At 64.7% G+C, this 16,871-nt stretch carries 17 protein-coding genes and 2 pseudogenes; 11 read left to right on the top strand and 8 right to left on the bottom strand.

Going from position 1 to position 16,871, the window contains the following annotated elements; all coding sequences use genetic code 11:
• Positions 1-28: 28 nt before the first annotated feature.
• Positions 29-937: an aminoglycoside phosphotransferase family protein gene (locus ACFYQ6_RS17005; RefSeq protein ID WP_361578364.1), complete on the bottom strand. Its 909-nt coding sequence runs from the start codon at positions 935-937 to the stop codon at positions 29-31.
• Between the two features lie 63 nt (positions 938-1,000).
• On the opposite strand from ACFYQ6_RS17005, the gene ACFYQ6_RS17000 reads away from it, so the two are divergent.
• Positions 1,001-2,401 (top strand): NAD(P)/FAD-dependent oxidoreductase, encoded by a 1,401-nt coding sequence (locus ACFYQ6_RS17000; RefSeq protein ID WP_388763584.1) that lies wholly within the window; start codon positions 1,001-1,003, stop codon positions 2,399-2,401.
• Between the two features lie 445 nt (positions 2,402-2,846).
• Here the strand turns inward: ACFYQ6_RS17000 and ACFYQ6_RS16995 are convergent, their stop codons facing one another.
• Positions 2,847-3,689, bottom strand: coding sequence for an SLATT domain-containing protein (locus ACFYQ6_RS16995; protein ID WP_388763582.1), 843 nt, complete (start codon positions 3,687-3,689; stop codon positions 2,847-2,849).
• Positions 3,690-4,010: 321 nt separating this feature from the next.
• Between ACFYQ6_RS16995 and ACFYQ6_RS16990 the strand changes: the two are divergent.
• Positions 4,011-4,334: pseudogene (locus ACFYQ6_RS16990) on the top strand (transposase); the annotation flags it as partial.
• A 156-nt stretch (positions 4,335-4,490) separates the two neighbouring features.
• Positions 4,491-5,594, top strand: a complete 1,104-nt coding sequence (locus tag ACFYQ6_RS16985) for a toll/interleukin-1 receptor domain-containing protein (protein WP_388763580.1) — start codon at positions 4,491-4,493, stop codon at positions 5,592-5,594.
• A 6-nt stretch (positions 5,595-5,600) separates the two neighbouring features.
• Here ACFYQ6_RS16985 and ACFYQ6_RS16980 read toward each other — a convergent pair whose 3' ends face one another.
• From ACFYQ6_RS16980 to ACFYQ6_RS16965, 4 genes and pseudogenes are all read right to left on the bottom strand, one after another.
• Positions 5,601-6,224: a DUF4145 domain-containing protein gene (locus ACFYQ6_RS16980; protein WP_388763578.1), complete on the bottom strand. Its 624-nt coding sequence runs from the start codon at positions 6,222-6,224 to the stop codon at positions 5,601-5,603.
• A 154-nt stretch (positions 6,225-6,378) separates the two neighbouring features.
• Positions 6,379-7,035, bottom strand: a complete 657-nt coding sequence (locus tag ACFYQ6_RS16975; protein ID WP_388763576.1) for a YdcF family protein — start codon at positions 7,033-7,035, stop codon at positions 6,379-6,381.
• A pseudogene (locus ACFYQ6_RS16970) lies at positions 7,032-7,341 on the bottom strand (UTRA domain-containing protein); the annotation flags it as partial. The gene ACFYQ6_RS16975 and the pseudogene ACFYQ6_RS16970, both read right to left, overlap by 4 nt.
• 327 nt (positions 7,342-7,668) lie before the next feature.
• Positions 7,669-9,123 (bottom strand): toll/interleukin-1 receptor domain-containing protein, encoded by a 1,455-nt coding sequence (locus ACFYQ6_RS16965; RefSeq protein WP_388763574.1) that lies wholly within the window; start codon positions 9,121-9,123, stop codon positions 7,669-7,671.
• A gap of 389 nt (positions 9,124-9,512) precedes the next feature.
• On the opposite strand from ACFYQ6_RS16965, the gene ACFYQ6_RS16960 reads away from it, so the two are divergent.
• The 3 genes from ACFYQ6_RS16960 to ACFYQ6_RS16950 all read left to right on the top strand — a co-directional run bounded on the left by ACFYQ6_RS16960 (position 9,513) and on the right by ACFYQ6_RS16950 (position 11,664).
• Entirely contained in the window at positions 9,513-10,001 is a 489-nt protein-coding gene (locus ACFYQ6_RS16960; protein WP_388763572.1) for a TIR domain-containing protein, read from the top strand.
• Entirely contained in the window at positions 9,995-10,858 is an 864-nt protein-coding gene (locus tag ACFYQ6_RS16955) for an HIT family protein (protein WP_388763570.1), read from the top strand. Before ACFYQ6_RS16960 ends, ACFYQ6_RS16955 begins: the two co-directional genes overlap by 7 nt.
• 242 nt (positions 10,859-11,100) lie before the next feature.
• Complete coding sequence (locus ACFYQ6_RS16950) at positions 11,101-11,664, top strand: HD domain-containing protein (protein ID WP_388763568.1); 564 nt, start codon at positions 11,101-11,103, stop codon at positions 11,662-11,664.
• Here ACFYQ6_RS16950 and ACFYQ6_RS16945 read toward each other — a convergent pair.
• Together ACFYQ6_RS16945 and ACFYQ6_RS16940 are read right to left on the bottom strand one after the other, a co-directional pair.
• Positions 11,652-12,119 carry an NUDIX hydrolase gene (locus tag ACFYQ6_RS16945; protein WP_388763566.1) on the bottom strand — a complete coding sequence of 156 codons (468 nt, stop codon included), beginning with the start codon at positions 12,117-12,119 and terminating at the stop codon, positions 11,652-11,654. The two genes, ACFYQ6_RS16950 and ACFYQ6_RS16945, sit on opposite strands and share 13 nt — an antisense overlap.
• Positions 12,106-12,879 carry an XRE family transcriptional regulator gene (locus tag ACFYQ6_RS16940; protein WP_388763811.1) on the bottom strand — a complete coding sequence of 258 codons (774 nt, stop codon included), beginning with the start codon at positions 12,877-12,879 and terminating at the stop codon, positions 12,106-12,108. The genes ACFYQ6_RS16945 and ACFYQ6_RS16940 overlap by 14 nt, the downstream gene beginning before the upstream one ends.
• A 96-nt stretch (positions 12,880-12,975) precedes the next feature.
• Between ACFYQ6_RS16940 and ACFYQ6_RS16935 the strand changes: the two genes are divergently transcribed.
• From ACFYQ6_RS16935 to ACFYQ6_RS16915, 5 genes are all read left to right on the top strand, one after another.
• A complete protein-coding gene (locus ACFYQ6_RS16935; protein WP_388763564.1) occupies positions 12,976-13,668 on the top strand; it encodes an HAD family hydrolase in 693 nt (230 codons plus the stop codon).
• A gap of 107 nt (positions 13,669-13,775) precedes the next feature.
• Entirely contained in the window at positions 13,776-14,678 is a 903-nt protein-coding gene (locus tag ACFYQ6_RS16930) for a radical SAM protein (RefSeq protein ID WP_388763562.1), read from the top strand.
• 61 nt (positions 14,679-14,739) lie between these two features.
• Positions 14,740-15,312: a hypothetical protein gene (locus ACFYQ6_RS16925; protein WP_388763560.1), complete on the top strand. Its 573-nt coding sequence runs from the start codon at positions 14,740-14,742 to the stop codon at positions 15,310-15,312.
• On the top strand, positions 15,230-15,877 hold the full coding sequence (locus ACFYQ6_RS16920; RefSeq protein ID WP_388763558.1) for an SAM-dependent methyltransferase: 648 nt from the start codon (positions 15,230-15,232) through the stop codon (positions 15,875-15,877). Before ACFYQ6_RS16925 ends, ACFYQ6_RS16920 begins: the two co-directional genes overlap by 83 nt.
• A 16-nt stretch (positions 15,878-15,893) precedes the next feature.
• On the top strand, positions 15,894-16,481 hold the full coding sequence (locus tag ACFYQ6_RS16915; RefSeq protein WP_388763556.1) for a class IV adenylate cyclase: 588 nt from the start codon (positions 15,894-15,896) through the stop codon (positions 16,479-16,481).
• Positions 16,482-16,871 lie beyond the last annotated feature (390 nt).

Here is a 16,871-nt window from a genome sequence, read left to right as displayed (position 1 = left end):
CTAGACAGACATGCCCGCCCCGCGCCCTTCAGTTCCGTCCCAGCAACCGCCGGGCGATCTCCGCGTGCTCCGCCGACAGCCGACGCGCCCCGCCGCCGATCCCCCAGAGCCCGTTCTGAAGCACCCGCCCCAGCGTCCACGCCCGCGCGCGCTGCCGGTCCAGCCCCAGCACCCCGGTCAGCAGATCGAACCTCCACAGCGCCTCCGACGCGTCGAACCAGTTGTGCAGCGCCGGAAACAGCTCGAAACCCGGATCCCCGCTCAGCGGCTTGGGATCCAGCACGACCCACTCCCCGGCCCGGCCCTCCTCCGCGCGCCCGGCCAGGATGTTGCCGTAGTGCAGGTCCCAGTGCAGCAACCGGTCCCCCGGCTCCCCCGCCACCTCCCGCACCGCCGCCGCACAGTCCAGGAGCAACCGCCGCTCGTCCGCGCCGGCCAGCAGCGCAGCCTCCCTGGGAGCCGCCTCCAGCATCCGCGCGGCCACGTCCCCGAGCCCTCGCATCCCCGGCGGAGCCGGGACACGGACCAGCCGGGACAAGGACTCCGCGAGCACCCTCACCGCGGCCCGCGCGTCGCCCACCCCGGTCAACGGGCGCCGCTCGTCCAGCCGCTCCAGCAGCATCACGCCCGTATCCGGGTCATGTTCGAGCAGACCCACCGCGCCCGCGCCGGCCTCACCCCAGGCCCGTAGCGCGACCGGCTCCCCCGCCGTCTCCTCGTCCACCCGCTGCAGCTTCAGCGCCGCCCCGCTGCCGTCCTCCCGCACCACCGGAAGCACCAGCGCGCAGAGCCCGTACATCGCCGGACCGTCCAGCCGCAGACCCCACGCGTCGAGGTACGCGGCAGCCAACCCCGGCAACGCCTCGGCGAACACCCGGCCCTCGGCACCACCATGAGTGCGCAGGCTCACGACCAGCTCGTCCGGAACGTCGATCACGGCCCGAGCGTAGAGGTAACGTCCCCCCAGCGACACGGCTGCACACGGACAAGCAGGGGACACATGAGCACCGTCAGTACCGTCAACGGCGGCATATCGTTCTGGTACGCGAGCGAGGGCACCCCAGCCCCCCGCGAACCCCTCCCCGGCGACAGCACCGCCGACGTCTGCATCGTCGGCGGCGGCTACACCGGGCTCTGGACGGCGTACTACCTCAAGAAGGCCGTCCCGTTCCTCAACATCACCGTCCTGGAAGCCAAGTTCTGCGGCTACGGCGCCTCCGGCCGCAACGGCGGCTGGCTCTACAACGGCATCGCGGGCCGGGACCGCTACGCCAAGCTGCACGGCCACGACGCCGCCGTCCGCCTCCAGCAGGCCATGAACGACACCGTGGGCGAGGTGATCCGGGTCGCCGGCGAGGAGGACATCGACGCCGACATCCACCACGGCGGCGTGCTCGAAGTCGCCCGCACCCCGGCCCAGCTGGCCCGCCTGAAGGACTTCCACTCCGTCGAGATCGCCTTCGGCGAGACCGGCCGCGTCCTGCGCGGCGCCCGCGAGACCGCCGAACGCATCCGCGTCTCCGGTGCCGTCGGCTCCAGCTGGACCCCGCACGGCGCGCGCCTTCACCCCGCCAAGCTGGTCAAGGGCCTCGCCGACGCCGTGGAGGCCCTCGGCGTCACCATCCACGAGTCGACGCCCGTCACCGAGATCAAACCCAAGCACGCCGTGACCCCGTACGGCACGGTCCGCGCCCCCTACGTCCTGCGCTGCACCGAGGGCTTCACCGCAGGCCTCAAGGGGCACAGACGCACCTGGCTCCCCATGAACTCCTCGATGATCGTCACCGAGCCCCTGCCCAAGGCCCTCTGGGACACCATCGGCTGGGACGGCCGCGAAGCCCTCGGCGACATGGCCCACGCCTACATGTACGCCCAGCGCACCGCCGACGACCGCATCGCCCTCGGCGGCCGGGGCGTCCCCTACCGCTACGGCTCGGCCACGGACAACGACGGCAGGACCCAGCCCGCCACCATCGAGGCCCTCCGCGACCTGCTCGTCCGCTTCTTCCCCACCACGGCGGGCACCCGCATCGACCACGCCTGGTCCGGCGTACTCGGCGTCCCCCGCGACTGGTGCGCCACCGTCACCCTGGACCGCAGCACCGGCCTCGGCTGGGCCGGAGGTTACGTCGGCTCAGGCGTCGCCACCGCCAACCTCGCGGCCCGCACCCTGCGCGACCTGATCCAGCAGGACTCCGGCCAGGCGGGACCCACCGAGCTGACCACGCTGCCCTGGGTCAACCACAAGGTCCGCCGCTGGGAACCCGAGCCCTTCCGCTGGCTCGGAGTCCACACCCTCTACGCCGCCTACCGCACCGCCGACCGCCGCGAGACCACATCGTCCCGCCCCACCACGGACCCCCTGGCAAGAACGGCGGACCGCATCGCGGGACGCCACTGACGCCGACGGCTTCCACGGGCACGTCCGACTGCCGGGGCGGCGCACGGGTGTGGGCGAACAGCAGAAAACCCCAGGTCACGGCAGAGTGACCTGGGGTTCACAGAGCCCCCTGTCGGATTCGAACCGACGACCTACGCATTACAAGGGCCCGCAAGATCATCTCGGGTGGTGCTGGGCGGTGCCCGTGAATCCCGTTTCCCCAGGTAGGAGACCTGAACCGCTCGCTACGCGTACCACCCGATCCATCCGGTGCCGCCCCGTCCGCTCACGCAGCGCTCACGCACTCCGGACACGTCATCGCTTCGCGGCCAACACGCCTTCCAACTGTGCGCAGGATCGTCCGGGGCCGTTCATGGGCGTTCGCGCTGCTGGTCGGATGGGGTGCGTGTACGACAGTGGACCGTGACGTCCGTCAGCGAACTGGACAACGATCAGGACAATGACGTCAGCCTTCGGGCGTCTCTGTCGGCTGGTCGAGTTGCTGTTGGCGCTTGCGCTGGTCGTTCTTGAGGGTCTCCACGCGTTCGGTGAACTCCAGCAGAGCCGCTGCGTCGTCTGTGCTGCCCTTGTACCGGCCCACCTTCAGGTTGACGGCGTCATACTCCTCCTCGATGGCGTCGGCAGTCTGCTGGAGGTAGAAGCTGCGCTCGCGGAACTTGAAGTAGCCGGTGAAGCCGGCCGCGAGGCCAACTGAGAAGCTGGTGCCAACGGTGATCCACTTGTAGGGCGCTGGGGTTTCCGCGAGGCTCGCTGCCGTCGACGTCGCCAGCGAGCCGATGATAATGACGCTTTGGAAGAGGTTGTGAACCCGCCGGTAGCGAAGTCCGTCGGAGCGGTACTGCTCGATGGCTCCTGGCACGGTCTCTCGGTAGATGTGGCGGCGGGTCTCTGTTGGCAGGTTGGTAGATGCGGCGGAAAGACGCCTTCGCTCTATGGCCAGCTCAAGGTCGATCTTCTTTGTCGCCGCGTACCCCGACGCCCACGTGTCTGAGAGGACCGTATGTATGCCGACACGTTTGGTGCTGTTCTCGCGGACGATCACGCACAGGACCAAGAGGGCGATGAGAAGCGGGATGCAGGCCAGATTGACGCGGGCCAGGTCGACGCGGCCCCATGTCGCGATGTTCCCGATAAAGAGGAGCAACAGCAGTGCGGGTGCGGAGGAGTAGGTCGAAACCAATAAGAGCCGCCTAAGGCGGGCTTTACGGATGTCATGTCGAAGATCGAGGATCTTCCTGTCGTGGCCGAGGAGTCCCTCGATCGCCCTTTCGGCTGCTGGCTGTGTCATGGCCCCCCACTACGACTCCGCATTGATCGCGTGAACCGATCATAGGAGCGCTTGAGTTGCGAAGGGGCATCTTGGAAGAAGGGGCTTGTCGCTCTGATGGAGTTGATGGCAGGTAGCGCCGTCGTGTCGAGTGCAGTGGACACCATCGGCGTGCTGCGGAAGCTCACGAGCTGGTACTCCAGCTGTAGATCGTGATCTTGCTGGTGCGGGCATGGGTGCGGCCACCGTTGATCATCGTGAGTTGTGTGGACTGACGAAGAGACGGTGGCCGCAGGGCACTGCGTAGATCCCGCCCGTTGGCGGGATGCGTTCGAGGGCTTGATGGGTCGGATCGCGGGCCGCTTCGCGCGGGTCGAACCCCGGCGTCGGGCGGGGCGGTTGGTGCTCGGCCTGCTGTCAGACGTGCCACGCAAGAACTGCTGGACGATTGCCGAGTGGGCCGGGGAGGCGACCCCGCACGGCATGCAGCACCTGCTGGGGCGGGCCAAGTGGGATGCCGACGCTGTCCGTGGTTACGTGGTGGAGCACCTGCACGACGACCAGGCGGTACTGGTGGTCGACGAGACCGGTGACGTGAAGAAAGGCACCGACACGGTCAGCGTCCAGCGTCAGTACACCGGCACTGCCGGCAGGATCCACCAGTCACTCACCCAGACGCCGGGGGGGGTAGATCGGTGGAACGCACTGCAACTGGTCACGAGCGAACAGAAAGATCATTGATTCCACGAAACGGCCAACATCAACTCACCGCATAAGGAACACTATGACCAGCTATCACACCGCGCACGGTCCGGAGACACCATGGACGCTAACCCCGCAGGTCAGGGTAACCGTATCTTCGTTAGCTACGCACACCTGGACGATGAACTCCTCAACCAGGCAGTAGAGCACTTCACGAGTGATCTGCGAAGCTTTTACTCTGCTAAGACAGGGGGCACACTGGAAATCTTCTTTGACCGCGAAAGTATCGGCTGGGGAACCGATTGGCGACGCCGAATCGACTCTGAACTAAGAGGCGCTTCCATCTTTATGCCAATCATTACCATGCAGTACTTCAACCGTCCCGCCTGCCGCGAAGAGCTGAACGCCTTCCATGGGAGCGCCGAACTGCTGGGCGCCAAGTACCTACTCCTTCCTATCGTTATCATGGGCGCCAGCGGCATCACGGCAGATAGCCAGATGCCCGAGGTGCGCCTCATTGAACGAATCCAGTTCGAAAATCTTGAAGAAGCATTCTTGGCGGGTCGCGGCACGAGGGAGTGGAGGGAGGCGCTCTCAAGGATCGCCGATAAGCTTGTCACTATTATCTCTCAAGCCGAAGCAAACCTTTCTGCTGTCTCAGCGGTAGCTGGAGAGGAAAAATCGGACGAGCTGAACGAGGAATTCGACCTGTTTCAGCACTTTGAGCAACTGAACCAACTGGGAGAGGCTCTCACGCCTGAGTTGGAAGCAGCAACGCAAGACCTCACCACGTGGTGCGCGGTAGTGCAGGAGGAGATGCAGAAGTTCAGCCCCACTTCCCCAGCCGTTCTCCGATCTCGGTCCGTTGTGATGGCAGCGGCAGTACGCGAGCCGTCCCTGAAGCTTCAAGAAAGCGCGACGACGTTCGCCCAGTCCGTCACAGAGGCCGACGCGCTCTTGCGCGCCGTCGTTAGTCAATTGGTTGGTGTCAATACATCACACGGCGCGACGTTGGCGGAAAAGATTATCGAGGATATCACGCAGGGGTCATCTGACCTTCAAGAATTCCTGGAGGGCCTAGGCGAGATCCTGGAGATGCTGAAGACCATGGAAATCATGAGCGTCCCTCTCCGAAAGGCTATCAAGCCGGGGCGGATCGGCTTCACCAAACTCCAAGACTCCATTAAGACTATCGATGGATGGCGTGGACTTTCTATCCATTAAGACCAATCATCCCTGCGCTCTGCGCTGTTTGAATTTTTCGAACTGCGCAGAGTAGACGTACAGGTAGTCCATTAGTGCTTCCGCAAGGGCTAGTGCATCTGCAGCGTCGTCCTCAGTAACCACCTTTTCACTGAAGTGGGCACCTTCATTACCTAGCAAACGGAGGGCCTGACTCCATTCAAAAAGACGCCCGTCAATCTTGCCACTCTCTTTGAGTTGCTCAAGGCGCCTCATCAACGGTCCTCGATTGTCGACACCCTGATTACTACACACACCCTCCAAGGTTCGTCGCACCATCACTACGGTTGCCGTATACGCCTTGACTGAGAAGCACCTATGCGCTTCCTCGTGCTGCCTCCTCAGAATCTCGGGAATCTGCCAACTAAGTGATCTTTGAGTGTTCGGCCAGGCCGTCATCGGATTCCCGTCCCAGCCTTTCCCGTAATCTTCTTCTATAGCAAGCAGTCCATCGCCACATTTAAGGCATCTTGCAAGCTGCAGGAGTGTCGGGAAACCCTTGTTCGGATTCCCTTCGACCAGTACCCCTTCCACTACAGCCATGACTACCTGATCACAGGTTCCGCAGGTGGCAAGGATGTTGGTGCCTATACGCTCGCGAGCTTCAGCCATGAGTGCATGCTAAGGAAGCCTGCGCCCGTCTGGGGTCAGTTCCGAGCAGTAGGTCGGTGGGAGAGTTCTCCCATCTTCGCCCGCATGCACGCAGTGCTCCGCGAGGCGGCGCGCTCCCGTGCTGTGCGCGGGCCTTGATGAAGTAGGGAGAGTTCTACCGCGTCGCCGAGACGAGGCGGCTAGTGAACCCTTCGGAACACAGACACTCGTAGGATGCGGCAACGGAGTCCGGCACCTCTTGCCTGATGATGAACCCTTGCTCCGGGTAGATGAGCAGACGCTGCTGGGCACCCACAAGCATGTCCAGCACAAGACGCGGGTCCTTGATGGAGTCGACGTACTTCAAGAGCGTCATGGGCGCCGACGCACTGGCCATCGCGACTTCGGGCCAGAATTTGCGCGCTGTCGCGTAAGCCCCGCGCTCCTCGTACGGTCTGCTCACAAGCACTGCAGACGACACGTCAATACCTCGCTCTGCAAGTAGCTCGCGCGCGAAGTTGATGTTCTCACCCGTGTTCCTCGCTTTCGGCTCAACGAGAATCGCTGATGCGGGAACGCCGAGTTCCAGCGCGCGCTCCCGATAGTGCTCGGCTTCCCCGCGGGGCATCCGGTCGCGTGTCGTCCGGCTAGTCGCGCCAGTGAAGACAATCAGCGGGAACATGCCGCGCTGGTACAGATGCACGGCCACCTCGGCCACGCCCAAGTCATGACTGCCGAGACTCACGCCGACCGAGCAGGGCCGCGGTTCGTGGTGCATCTGCTGGAAGTCCCAGAGCCGCTGAGCATCAAACCACGACTGCACCGAGATCACTGGGGCGCTCCTTCTGCCGAATCGGGAACCTTGAAGTCGTACGCCCAGGCGAAGCGGCTCGCCGCATGAACACCGATGGCGAACTCCACCACGGTCCCGTCAGCCGTGTAGGTAGTGCGGTGGAGCTCTACAACCCACTCACCGGGTGTCAGCTGAAGTAGCGTCGCCGCCTCCGACGCCGCAGGGCGCGCGAACAGTTCCTCTCGCATGTGGTCGATTTCGTACCCCGCGTCATAGAGCACGCGATATCCGCCCCCCCTTGCCGGCGGGACCCGGCGTCAGGTCGACAAGCCGCGTCCCTCGGACTTCGCCCACCTCTGCGCGCAGATCGACGCCGCCACAGGGTTTGGCACGCTCCCTGCCTACCGCAGCAGCCTGGACGAGCTGAACGACGACGTCATCGAAGGGGACCTCCTCGGACGTCGCTTCGCGTCGCCGGCGCTAGCCCCGCAGCGTGGCTGGCCGACCTCGCATGGGGAACCGAAACCTGGGTAGCTAACGCGCTGACCTCTGATCCACTTGCACGGCTCACGGCTCCTTGGCCTCCATGAGTGAGCTTTGTCAGCTCGCGCTCTTATTGAGCGAACCCAGGTCGCGCCGTGACCAGGCCCTGTGCCGCTCCACCTGTCCCGCCTAGCTTTCCCTCGCCGTCGCCAGCCGTGTACGGACCGGCAGACTCAGTTTGTCGACCCGCGCCGATATCACAGCGAGCCGTCGCACCGCCTCTGTGTGAAACATCCGGCGCTGCCACCGCTGGTAGCGGTAAGCACACTCCATGGTCGTCCAGGCCAGCCAGAACCCCACAACCCCAGCGACGACGGGCGCCACGTGGAGTCGCGCCCCACCCCCGCCTTGGACGCCAAGGGGCAAAGTCCAGGCGAGCGTGAGGGCGACGGTGAGCGCCAACCAGAGGTTGTACCCGCTGAAGATCCAGGGCTGCGCCTCACACAGCCATCGCAACCGCCCACGTTCCACCGCACGCGCCTGAGTGGTTACCGCCCCTGCCAGCTCTTCGAGCGCGAACCGTGCTCGGTCCCGCTGCTCTCGCCGGATCGGCGCTTCCCATTCTTGCGTACGCACGTCAAGCCGAGCGATCTCCCGCCGGACCACGGCCATCGGGGCTACCGAGGGCATCGCCTCCGGCCACTGCACCCACCGTTCGCGGTCGCTCTTGAGGGAGCGCACGAAACGGGCTGCCATCGGGCCGACGGCAGCACACATACCCAGTGTCAGAACGACGGCGAAGCCGGGACTCTGCCCCCACACGTGAATCACGAGCCCTACCGCGAGCAGCAAGAGAAAGGCCGGCACCGGATAGGTTGCCCGAAGGTAGGTCTCCTGCGAGGCATCCTGCAGGTCACGTTCCCACGCCTGAACTGGGCGGCGCATTAGGCCGCAGGACAGCAGCACAGCGATTAGAACGGAGCCCATCAGCCCAAGGGAAGCCAGGGCCAGTAGCAATGCGACCGGGCTGTCGCCCGGTTTTGGGAGCGGCCTGGTCGCCGCGGCTGCCCAGGGTATGAGAACGCAGAGCACGGCGGCGAGGAGGCCGGTTGCCCAGCCGAGCAGTCGGCCTGGTCGTCGTGGCGCCCGTATTTCAGATAGGACTACTGGCACCCACTCCGATGCCACCAGGGTCTCCAGCGAGGCGATTAGCTCCTCAACGGATGCGTCCCAGTCGTCGGCGGGGAGGCGATGTGCCTGTCGCAGAGAGAGATCGCGGATCGACGTGGGAAGCAACTCGGGCGATGGTGGCTCTGCGGCGTCAAGGAGCAGGGGGATCACGGTCTTCCCAGCGGCCAGCGCCAGTTCGATCTCGTGCCTCACCCAGTCGCCCGGGCGGTCGAGGGATCGAACGCCCGATGGGTCGCGCGCCTCCAACCAGCCCTCTGGAATGGTGACGAGCAGGACCTCGCAGTCATGCACTCGGGCTCTGAGGTCGTTTGGGTAGTGGCTACCCGGCAGCATCGACGACGTGTCGAGGAAGACTTGCGCGTCACCGAAGTGTCGGCCGAGCCGATGACGCAGCCGGTGCACCGCATCCGTGGCGCGCGGACCTCTGCGGTAGTTGATGAAGACGCCCCCCATGGCCGTGTAGCTCCTCTCGTCGATCCCTCTGTCAGGGTGGTGGCTGGGTCTTGCTTCCGAGCACTCAGAATCGCGAAGGCTAGGACACCAATGCACGCGGTGGGCTGCGGTCAGGGCGGATGATCTTCGAGGGAGATCACGCTGTGACGCTCTACCCGCTGCGGTCGGCGCCCCTTAGCCACGCGCTTGCGGGCGCCCCGGATCCATGTGCTGAACTTCCGGGCTCTGGCGGACGTAGGCCGGCTGCTCGCGGTTGCGATCTGCGTCAGAGCTGCCGTGTGTGACCACCTCGTCTACAAGGTCATGACTTCTTGCGTTCTCGTACAAGTTGTCGGAGGCCGCAGTTAGAGTCGCAGTCGTCCGCATCGGCACTCTCGATTGGCGCTTCCATGGCCAAGACGGTCTTCTACAGCTTCCACTACGAACAAGATGTCCACCGCGTCCAGTTGGTTCGCAATGTTAACGCTCTTGAAGCGCAGCCACTGTTGAACTCGCAGGACTGGGAGCAGGTGCGTAGGCGTGGAGACGAGGCAATCAAGAAGTGGATTCACGAACAGATGGCGTACAAGAAGGCCGTCATCGTCTTGATCGGCAAACACACGGCAAGTCGACCCTGGGTCATACATGAGATTAAAAAGGCATGGGCCGAAAAGAAACCGCTGCTGGGGATCCGAATCCATGGACTCTCGGCTCTGGGTAGTGTTGATAGTGCGGGTTCCGACCCCTTTTCCAAGGCTATTGGTGCCGGGGTAGTGCCAATATTTGATCCCACGACGCAGGATTGGTCGGGAAAGACTGACAGTAAGGAAACCTACAATAAGCTGCGTGACAACTTGGAGTCTTGGTCGAGTCAAGGGGTGGTTAGGCGGTCATGGTAAATCAATCCGCATGCCCGTTTTGCGTGATTGTCACAGGAGGCGACTCCAGCGCGAGGCTGGTGTATCGCACCCAAGACGTCACCGCATTTTTTCCATTGGAACAAGCGACTCGCGGTCACACTTTGGTAGTGCCGAACCGCCACGTTTCAGACCTGACCGATCTCAATGCTGTTGAGGCGCGCGATTTGGGTGAAGCGTTCCTCAGGGCAGCGCGTGCGATCAATTCGGCCCTGGCTCCGGATGGTTTGAACGTGATTCAGTCGACCGGGGCGGCCGCCACCCAGACTGTGCCTCACGTGCATTTCCACCTCGTGCCCCGATGGTCGGAAGATCGCATGATGCTTAGATGGCCTGCGGGTGCAGCCGAAGGCAGTCAAGCTCAAAGTCAGACCCTCGCTGCGATCCAGTCTGCGCTTTTTAGTGAAGTAAGCACGGTCGGGGCGGAGGATCGTCGGCAGCACTTGTCGTTCATTCAAGCGATAATTACGCGCATGTCACAGGCGTCGTCATCCTCGAAGGCGTGGCTACTTCCAATTGTAACCGCGACTTACGGATACGCGATCACGAAGAGTTCGATCTTCGTGGCGCTTCTCGGCCTCTTGGCGGTACTTGTCTTCGGTATTCTTGATGCTAATTACCTAAAGCAGGAGCGCGCCTTTCGTAAGCTCTATGACGAGGTAGCGGCCGATCGTTCAATTCCTACATTCTCCTTGAATCCTACCCTGGCGTCGCCTGCGGGTTCGCGTGTCAACTACTGGCCCGATTGGCCCGATATTAGGTCGTGGGCGGTCGCTCCTGTCTATGGGCCCTTACTGCTTGCGGGGATGGGTATAGGGGCCTGGCTGATCTACCGGTGAGGCCCTTAAAACCATCGCTTCGGCGAACCTGGAAAAGGCATCGTCGCCATGCGTGTTAGCCCTCCTTGTGCCCATCGCCGTGCAGGCTCGCTGCCCTGGCTGCCCTGGCCAGCGGAGTCTCGGCGAGCCAGCGAACGTGACTGCCGCTCTGTGCCTCGGCCGGTCCGAGGTGCAACGGCGTGCCGCTCAGCAGCAGACGCAGGGTGGGTTCGGCCCTGATTCTGCGGGGGCACGTAATGAGCATGAACGGATCGATGGCGAAGTGGGCATGGTCGGTGGCTGAGGGGGAGCTGCGTGAGCCTCTTCCTCGTCGATGGATGCACTCGCAAGGGGTCGCGCGGCGCGCGGCCGAGCTGACTGAACTCCTGGGTGGTGACGCGGACCTGTTGGCTTCTGCCGCCGTGCTTCACGACGTGGGCTACGCGCCGCGGCTGGCAGCGACAGGCTTTCATCCGCTGGATGGTGCCCGGTTCCTTCGTGACGACCATGCTGCGGATGAACGGCTAGTGCGGTTGGTGGCAAACCACTCGTTGGCGTTGCTGGAGGCGGAGGAGCGCGGGCTACGGGGCGATCTGGAAGCCGAATTTCCGCTGCTCGACGACAACCGGCTCGTGGACACCCTGGTGTATTGCGACATGACGACGACGCCCGGTGGAGAGGGTACGTCTGTCGAGGATCGGCTGGCAGAGATCATGGAGCGTTACGGCACGGACAGCCTCGTGGGGCGGTTCATCCGTCGGGCGTCGCCGGAAATCCTGGCGACCGTGAGGCGGGTGGAAGCGGCCTTGGCGATTCAGCCCAGGTAGGGGTACGTGCCGGCGAGGTAGTCGCCGATCTGCTGGCGCATGCTGGGGTGGATGTCGTAGTCGTCCAAGTCGTTCGGCTGGACGTAGCGGACGCCGTCGGCTTCGTCGTTGATCGTGGGCTCGCCGCCCACGGGGCGGCCGATGTAGGTGTTCTCGTACTGCTGGCGGATCTCGCCGTCCGTGTAGGCCACGATGTGGTTCGGGTTCGTGTAGACCCCCAAGAATCCCGTGACCTCGGCGATGATTCCGGTCTCCTCCAGGCATTCGCGCACTGCGCACTCGGCCGCCGTCTCGCCGATGTCCTGGGCGCCGCCCGGCAGGGCCCACTGGCCTGTGTCCCGGCGGCGCTGGAGCAGTATGGCGCCGTTTTCGTCGACGACGAGGAGGTTGTTGGCGGGGATGAGCGTATTCGCCTTGGGGGCCTTGGGGTCGTTGTAGTACTCAGTCCTGCCCATGTGACGCGGGCCCCTCCTGGTCTGGTGTCCAGGGCCGTGCGGCGGCCCAGACAGCTTCGAAACTCTGAGCGTAGTTGTCGAACCAGCCCGTGGTGTCAGCTCTGCGGAGATGCAGGATGGGGTTGGCGCTGGCCGGTTGGCCCCAGACGTGTGGGTTGGCCAGGAGGTTGTTGTCGTAGCGGAACATGGAGGTGTAGAGCGTGGTGTCGTGCAGTCTTACCTCGCAGCCTGCCTCGGAGAGTAAAGGCCGGTAGTAGGTGAGGGAGGCGCGGATCTTGGCGGCGAGGGTGTCGCCGATGCCCTCCTCCCGGCCCCGGATGGCTGCTGCCTGGCCGTTCGAGTCGCCGAAGCAGAGCCGCACTTGCACCCCGTCCGACGCACGCTCGGCAAGCATCTTGGCGACGTGGGGGTTGGACTGGGCGAAGAAGGTACCGGAGAAGACGAGGACGCTGATCTGCTCCTGGGCGCCCTTGAGCAGCGACAGCCATGTGTCCCGAGGGACGCTCGCACGGTTCTGATAGGTCGTGACCAGCTCCTGCTCTGACCCGGCGGACTGCTGTTGAGCACCGCGTGCCGGTACCGGCCAGAGGAACAATTCCTCCACCCGCAGGTGCCGTGCTACGCGGAAGCGGTGGCGAGCGTGGGGAACACGTCCGCCGAGCCATCGGCTCACCGTCTTGGGGTCCACCTCGCAGACTTCGGCGAGGGATTCGGGTGGGATGCCGCGCTGGGCGAGTACGGAGTGCAGTCGCTCGTTCACAGGCGCCATACAAGCTGAAGGTGCCTGGAGCGGCAAGGACGTTCGGGACGTTCTCCGGGACGTCGACGACACGACCAGGGTGCTTACGCTGGGCGTATGGAGCTCATCGTCCTGTGGGACATCGACCACACGCTGATCGAGAATGCCGGGGTCAGCAAGGAGATCTACGCCGCTGCCTTCACGGCACTGTCGGGGAGAGAGCCCGCGGGGCCGGCACGGACGGAAGGCCGTACGGACCGCCTGATCATGCGCGACATGTTCCACCGAAACGGTGTGGCCGAGCCGGACTGGGCAGCTGTCGAAAAGGCCCTCACGGCCGCAGGGGCCGCGCGTCTATCCGAGCTCAGCCAACGCGGAACGGCCTTGCCCGGTGTGCGTGAGATCTTGAAGGAAGCCTCCGTACGCAACGCTTGGGTGTCCTCGGTACTCACTGGCAATATCGCGGCCAACGCCCGAGTGAAAGTATCGGCCTTCGGCCTCGACTCCCTGCTCGATCTGCAAGTTGGCGCCTACGGGGCTGACGCTCTCCAGCGGCCGGCCCTGGTTGCTGTCGCCCGTGAGCGTGCTCAGCGGCTGCGAGGTGCGCAGGACGACGTGCCCGTCGTGCTCGTGGGCGATACGCCGAGGGACGTCGAGGCCGCGATCGCTACGGGCTCCGAGATCATCGCCGTTGCCTCCGGCGTCCACAGCGCCGAAGAACTGGCCGCTGCCGGTGCTCAAAGGGTGCTACCGAATCTCGTGGACACCGCTCGCGTGCTCGGGATCCTGGAGACGTTCGCGGCGTCCTGAAAACGTCCCAGGACGTCCTTGGAGCGTCCCGATACGCGGTGACGGAGTCCGTACCTGTCCCGCCAATATCAGGTCTCCCACCAGGCAAACGCCCGAAGGAGACCCTCGTGATCAGCGAAGTCACCGGGATCCGCAGAATCCGGATGCTGTACCTGCAGCTGCTGTACCGCTGCAACTTCGAATGCCTGCACTGCTTTCACGGCAAGCGGCTCCAACACGCCGACGCCTTCACCGCGGACGAGGCGATCAGCCTCCTCACCCTCATGTGCGACCAGTACGGTACCGAGGCTGTCACCCTGCTGGGCGGCGAACCGTTCGTCTACCGGGACCTCAGCCAGGTCGTCCAGTACGCCAAGCGGGATCTTGGGCTGCGGGTGGAGATCTGTACCAACGGCTACCGGATCGAGCGTCGGCTGACCGAGATCGGCCCCGACCTGGACCTGCTCCGGGTATCGCTGGAGGGCATCGGCTCGACCAACGACCAGATCCGCAAGTTCGGAAGCTACCGCAGCGCGTTGAGCGCCCTCGAAATCGCCCAGCGACTCGGTGTCCGCACCGGTGCCACCATGACGGTCACCTCACGCAACATCGAAGAGGTACTGCCGCTCGCTCGCGTACTCCAGGGCTACGGCGTGGAGCAGCTGAAACTGCACTGCCTCCGGCCGGTCGGCAACGCGGCCGATCACCCCGAGCTCCTGATCACCGACCCTGCGGCCTACACCCGCCTTCGCGACCGGCTGGATGCCGCCGACCTGGAGATCGAGGTGATCGTCGACGAGGACCTGTCCGAGGCCGGAGCCCCGGACGCCTGCCTTCCCGCCGGGGGCCCCGTCGAGATCGAGCGGATCGAGGCCGACCCCCGCGGCGCGCTCACCATGTCCTGCAAGGCCGTGGGCAAGGACTCGCACGCCTTCTGGTACGACAAGCTGACCGACCACATCGACCACCGGCCCTCCCCCACTGACGAGCTCACCCTCGCGGTGCCGGATGTGGTGTACGGCCGTGTCTGAGGGTCCACTGTTCGAGAGCCTTGAAGGTCTCCGCGGTACCGGAAAGTCGACCATCGCTCCGATGCTCGCAGAGGCCCGCGGCGCTGTACTGGTCCCGACTGTGCCTCTCTTCTACCAGCCTCTGCGCCGGGAGGTGGATCGGCGCGGAAACACCGAGGCCCGGATGTGCTTCTACCTGTCCGCGCTGTTCACCGCGACTGATGAGATCCGGCGCCTCCTGGCCGAGGGCACCTCGGTGGTCGTGGAGAGCTACTTCGCCCGCTGCCTGGCCAACCACCAGGCACTCGGCTCCAGCCTCGGCGTCAGGCTCCCGCCCAGCCTGCCCCAGCCCGTGACGTACCAACTGACGTGTGGCAAAGGCGAGCGCGGTCGCCGGCTCACCGAGCGCATCAAACCGGCCTCCCGCTGGGACGTCCTGGCAGAAGAGGTGGCAGACCGCGTTTCCGACGCCTACGCCCAGTTCCCGATGCACCACGTGGACACGACTCATCTGGACCCCGACGAGGTCCTCCAGACGATCCTGTCCATCGACACGCAAGGAGCCCGCCACCGTGCAAACGCAGAGCTTGTGGGAGCACACCCTCACGTTCTTCCCCCAGTTCCTCGCCGCGCTGAAGGAGCGTGCCGCTCCTGACGCCACGGTCATGGTCGTGGGGGCGAGCGACGGCAAGTTCGTCCTTCCCTTGGCTGCGGCCGGCTACAAGGTGGTCGCGGTAGAGCAAGACCCGCTCGCTCTGCATGGAGGCGAGGTCATCCTCCCGGGTGACAACCGGGCCCACGCGATGGGCCTCCTCGACCGCCTCAAGCCCGAATCACTCCACGACCGCGTGCAGATCGTGGAGGAGGACTTCCTCCAATGGGAGCCTTCGGGCCCGCCCTGCGATGCCATCTGGACGAGCTGCGCCTGGCATTACAGTGCCAACCATCATCGCCCGCTCGCTGATTTCGTCACCCGCATGCAGTCCTCTGTCGGCCGGAACGGCCTGTACGGCGCGGAGTTCATGATGCCCATCACCCAGCGCCAGCACCTGATCGAGCACTACACGTCCCCCGAGAAGCTCAGGCGTCACTTCATCGGCGACTGGGATGTCCTGCTGACCCTGCGCACGAACGAGTTCACCGAGCGAGCCCACATCGGCCAGCTCCAGGACCACACCCACCGAATGGGCCTGCTCCTCGCGGCCCGCACTCCCTCCTGATACGAAGGAAGAACCCGTGAAGCACGAGTACGAGGCCAAGTTCCTCGCCATCGACGTCACCGGCCTCCAGAACCAGCTGACCGCCCTGGGCGCCACGCAAGCGTTCCCGCGTACCCTCCTGACCCGCAAGATCTTCGAGAACGACGCACTCGAAGGAGGCGCCTGGGTGCGCCTGCGAGACGAGGGCACCCGATCGACACTGACGCTCAAGCAGGTCACCGACGCCACCACGATCAACGGCACCACCGAGATCGAGACCGAGGTGACGGATCTGCACGCCATGGCCGAGATCCTGCGCAGCCTCGGCATGCGCGAGGTCCGGTACCAGGAGAACTACCGCGAGGAATGGCGCCTCGGCGAGGTCGCCTTCGACTTCGACACCTGGCCGGACCTCCCCACCTTCGTCGAGATCGAGGGCCCCGACGAAGCCTCGGTCCGCCAGGCAGCCTCCCTGCTCGACCTCGACTACTCCGAGGCCCGTTTCGGCAGCGTCGATGAGATCTACAAGAGCGAGTCCGGCAGGGACATCCTGGCCGAGCCCACTCTCCTCTTCGCCGACGCCGACAAGCAGGCTCCGGCCGGGGCAGCTGTCCCGAGCCAGTGATCTTGAGGACCGAGCTGTGTTGATAGAACTGGCCGTGACACCTCGGGTCATACCCGGCATCGCCGAGTTCGCGCGCGGCGGACTGCCCGCTGCGGCAGACACTGACGACGGCAATACGTGGACGGACGGATTCTGCTGGCTCTACTGCGGCCAGCGCTGGACCCGTGTCCTCTGGATCGGCCCGGTGAGTGTGGCCGGCGCGCAGGCAGCCATGTTCGCGTGCGGCCCGTGCATCCGCGTTTTGCAGGAGCAGGTCTGGCAATCCCTTCTCCTTCACGATGAACCGGCTCGTCAGGCCCCGGCGAGCACGGCCCCCGCGCCCAAGCAACCTGGCGAACGCCGTGTCGGAAGACATCGCGCGCGGGGCGGCCTGTTCAGTCGTGGATAAGG

Origin of the sequence: Streptomyces sp. NPDC005494 (assembly GCF_042872025.1) — a bacterium.
Classification (GTDB): Bacteria; Actinomycetota; Actinomycetes; order Streptomycetales; family Streptomycetaceae; genus Streptomyces.
Note: the sequence above shows the minus strand (reverse complement) of the source record. Positions and strands in the feature narration are given on the sequence as shown.

Bases quoted from the DNA above. Each gene is read 5' to 3' on its own strand.
- ACFYQ6_RS17000 (WP_388763584.1), top strand. From the start codon at position 1,001: ATGAGCACCGTCAGTACCGTCAACGGCGGCATATCGTTCTGGTACGCG.
- ACFYQ6_RS16995 (WP_388763582.1), bottom strand. From the start codon at position 3,689: ATGACACAGCCAGCAGCCGAAAGGGCGATCGAGGGACTCCTCGGCCAC.
- ACFYQ6_RS16985 (WP_388763580.1), top strand. From the start codon at position 4,491: ATGGACGCTAACCCCGCAGGTCAGGGTAACCGTATCTTCGTTAGCTAC.
- ACFYQ6_RS16980 (WP_388763578.1), bottom strand. From the start codon at position 6,224: ATGGCTGAAGCTCGCGAGCGTATAGGCACCAACATCCTTGCCACCTGC.
- ACFYQ6_RS16965 (WP_388763574.1), bottom strand. From the start codon at position 9,123: ATGGGGGGCGTCTTCATCAACTACCGCAGAGGTCCGCGCGCCACGGAT.
- ACFYQ6_RS16960 (WP_388763572.1), top strand. From the start codon at position 9,513: ATGGCCAAGACGGTCTTCTACAGCTTCCACTACGAACAAGATGTCCAC.
- ACFYQ6_RS16955 (WP_388763570.1), top strand. From the start codon at position 9,995: ATGGTAAATCAATCCGCATGCCCGTTTTGCGTGATTGTCACAGGAGGC.
- ACFYQ6_RS16950 (WP_388763568.1), top strand. From the start codon at position 11,101: ATGAACGGATCGATGGCGAAGTGGGCATGGTCGGTGGCTGAGGGGGAG.
- ACFYQ6_RS16945 (WP_388763566.1), bottom strand. From the start codon at position 12,119: ATGGGCAGGACTGAGTACTACAACGACCCCAAGGCCCCCAAGGCGAAT.
- ACFYQ6_RS16935 (WP_388763564.1), top strand. From the start codon at position 12,976: ATGGAGCTCATCGTCCTGTGGGACATCGACCACACGCTGATCGAGAAT.
- ACFYQ6_RS16925 (WP_388763560.1), top strand. From the start codon at position 14,740: ATGCTCGCAGAGGCCCGCGGCGCTGTACTGGTCCCGACTGTGCCTCTC.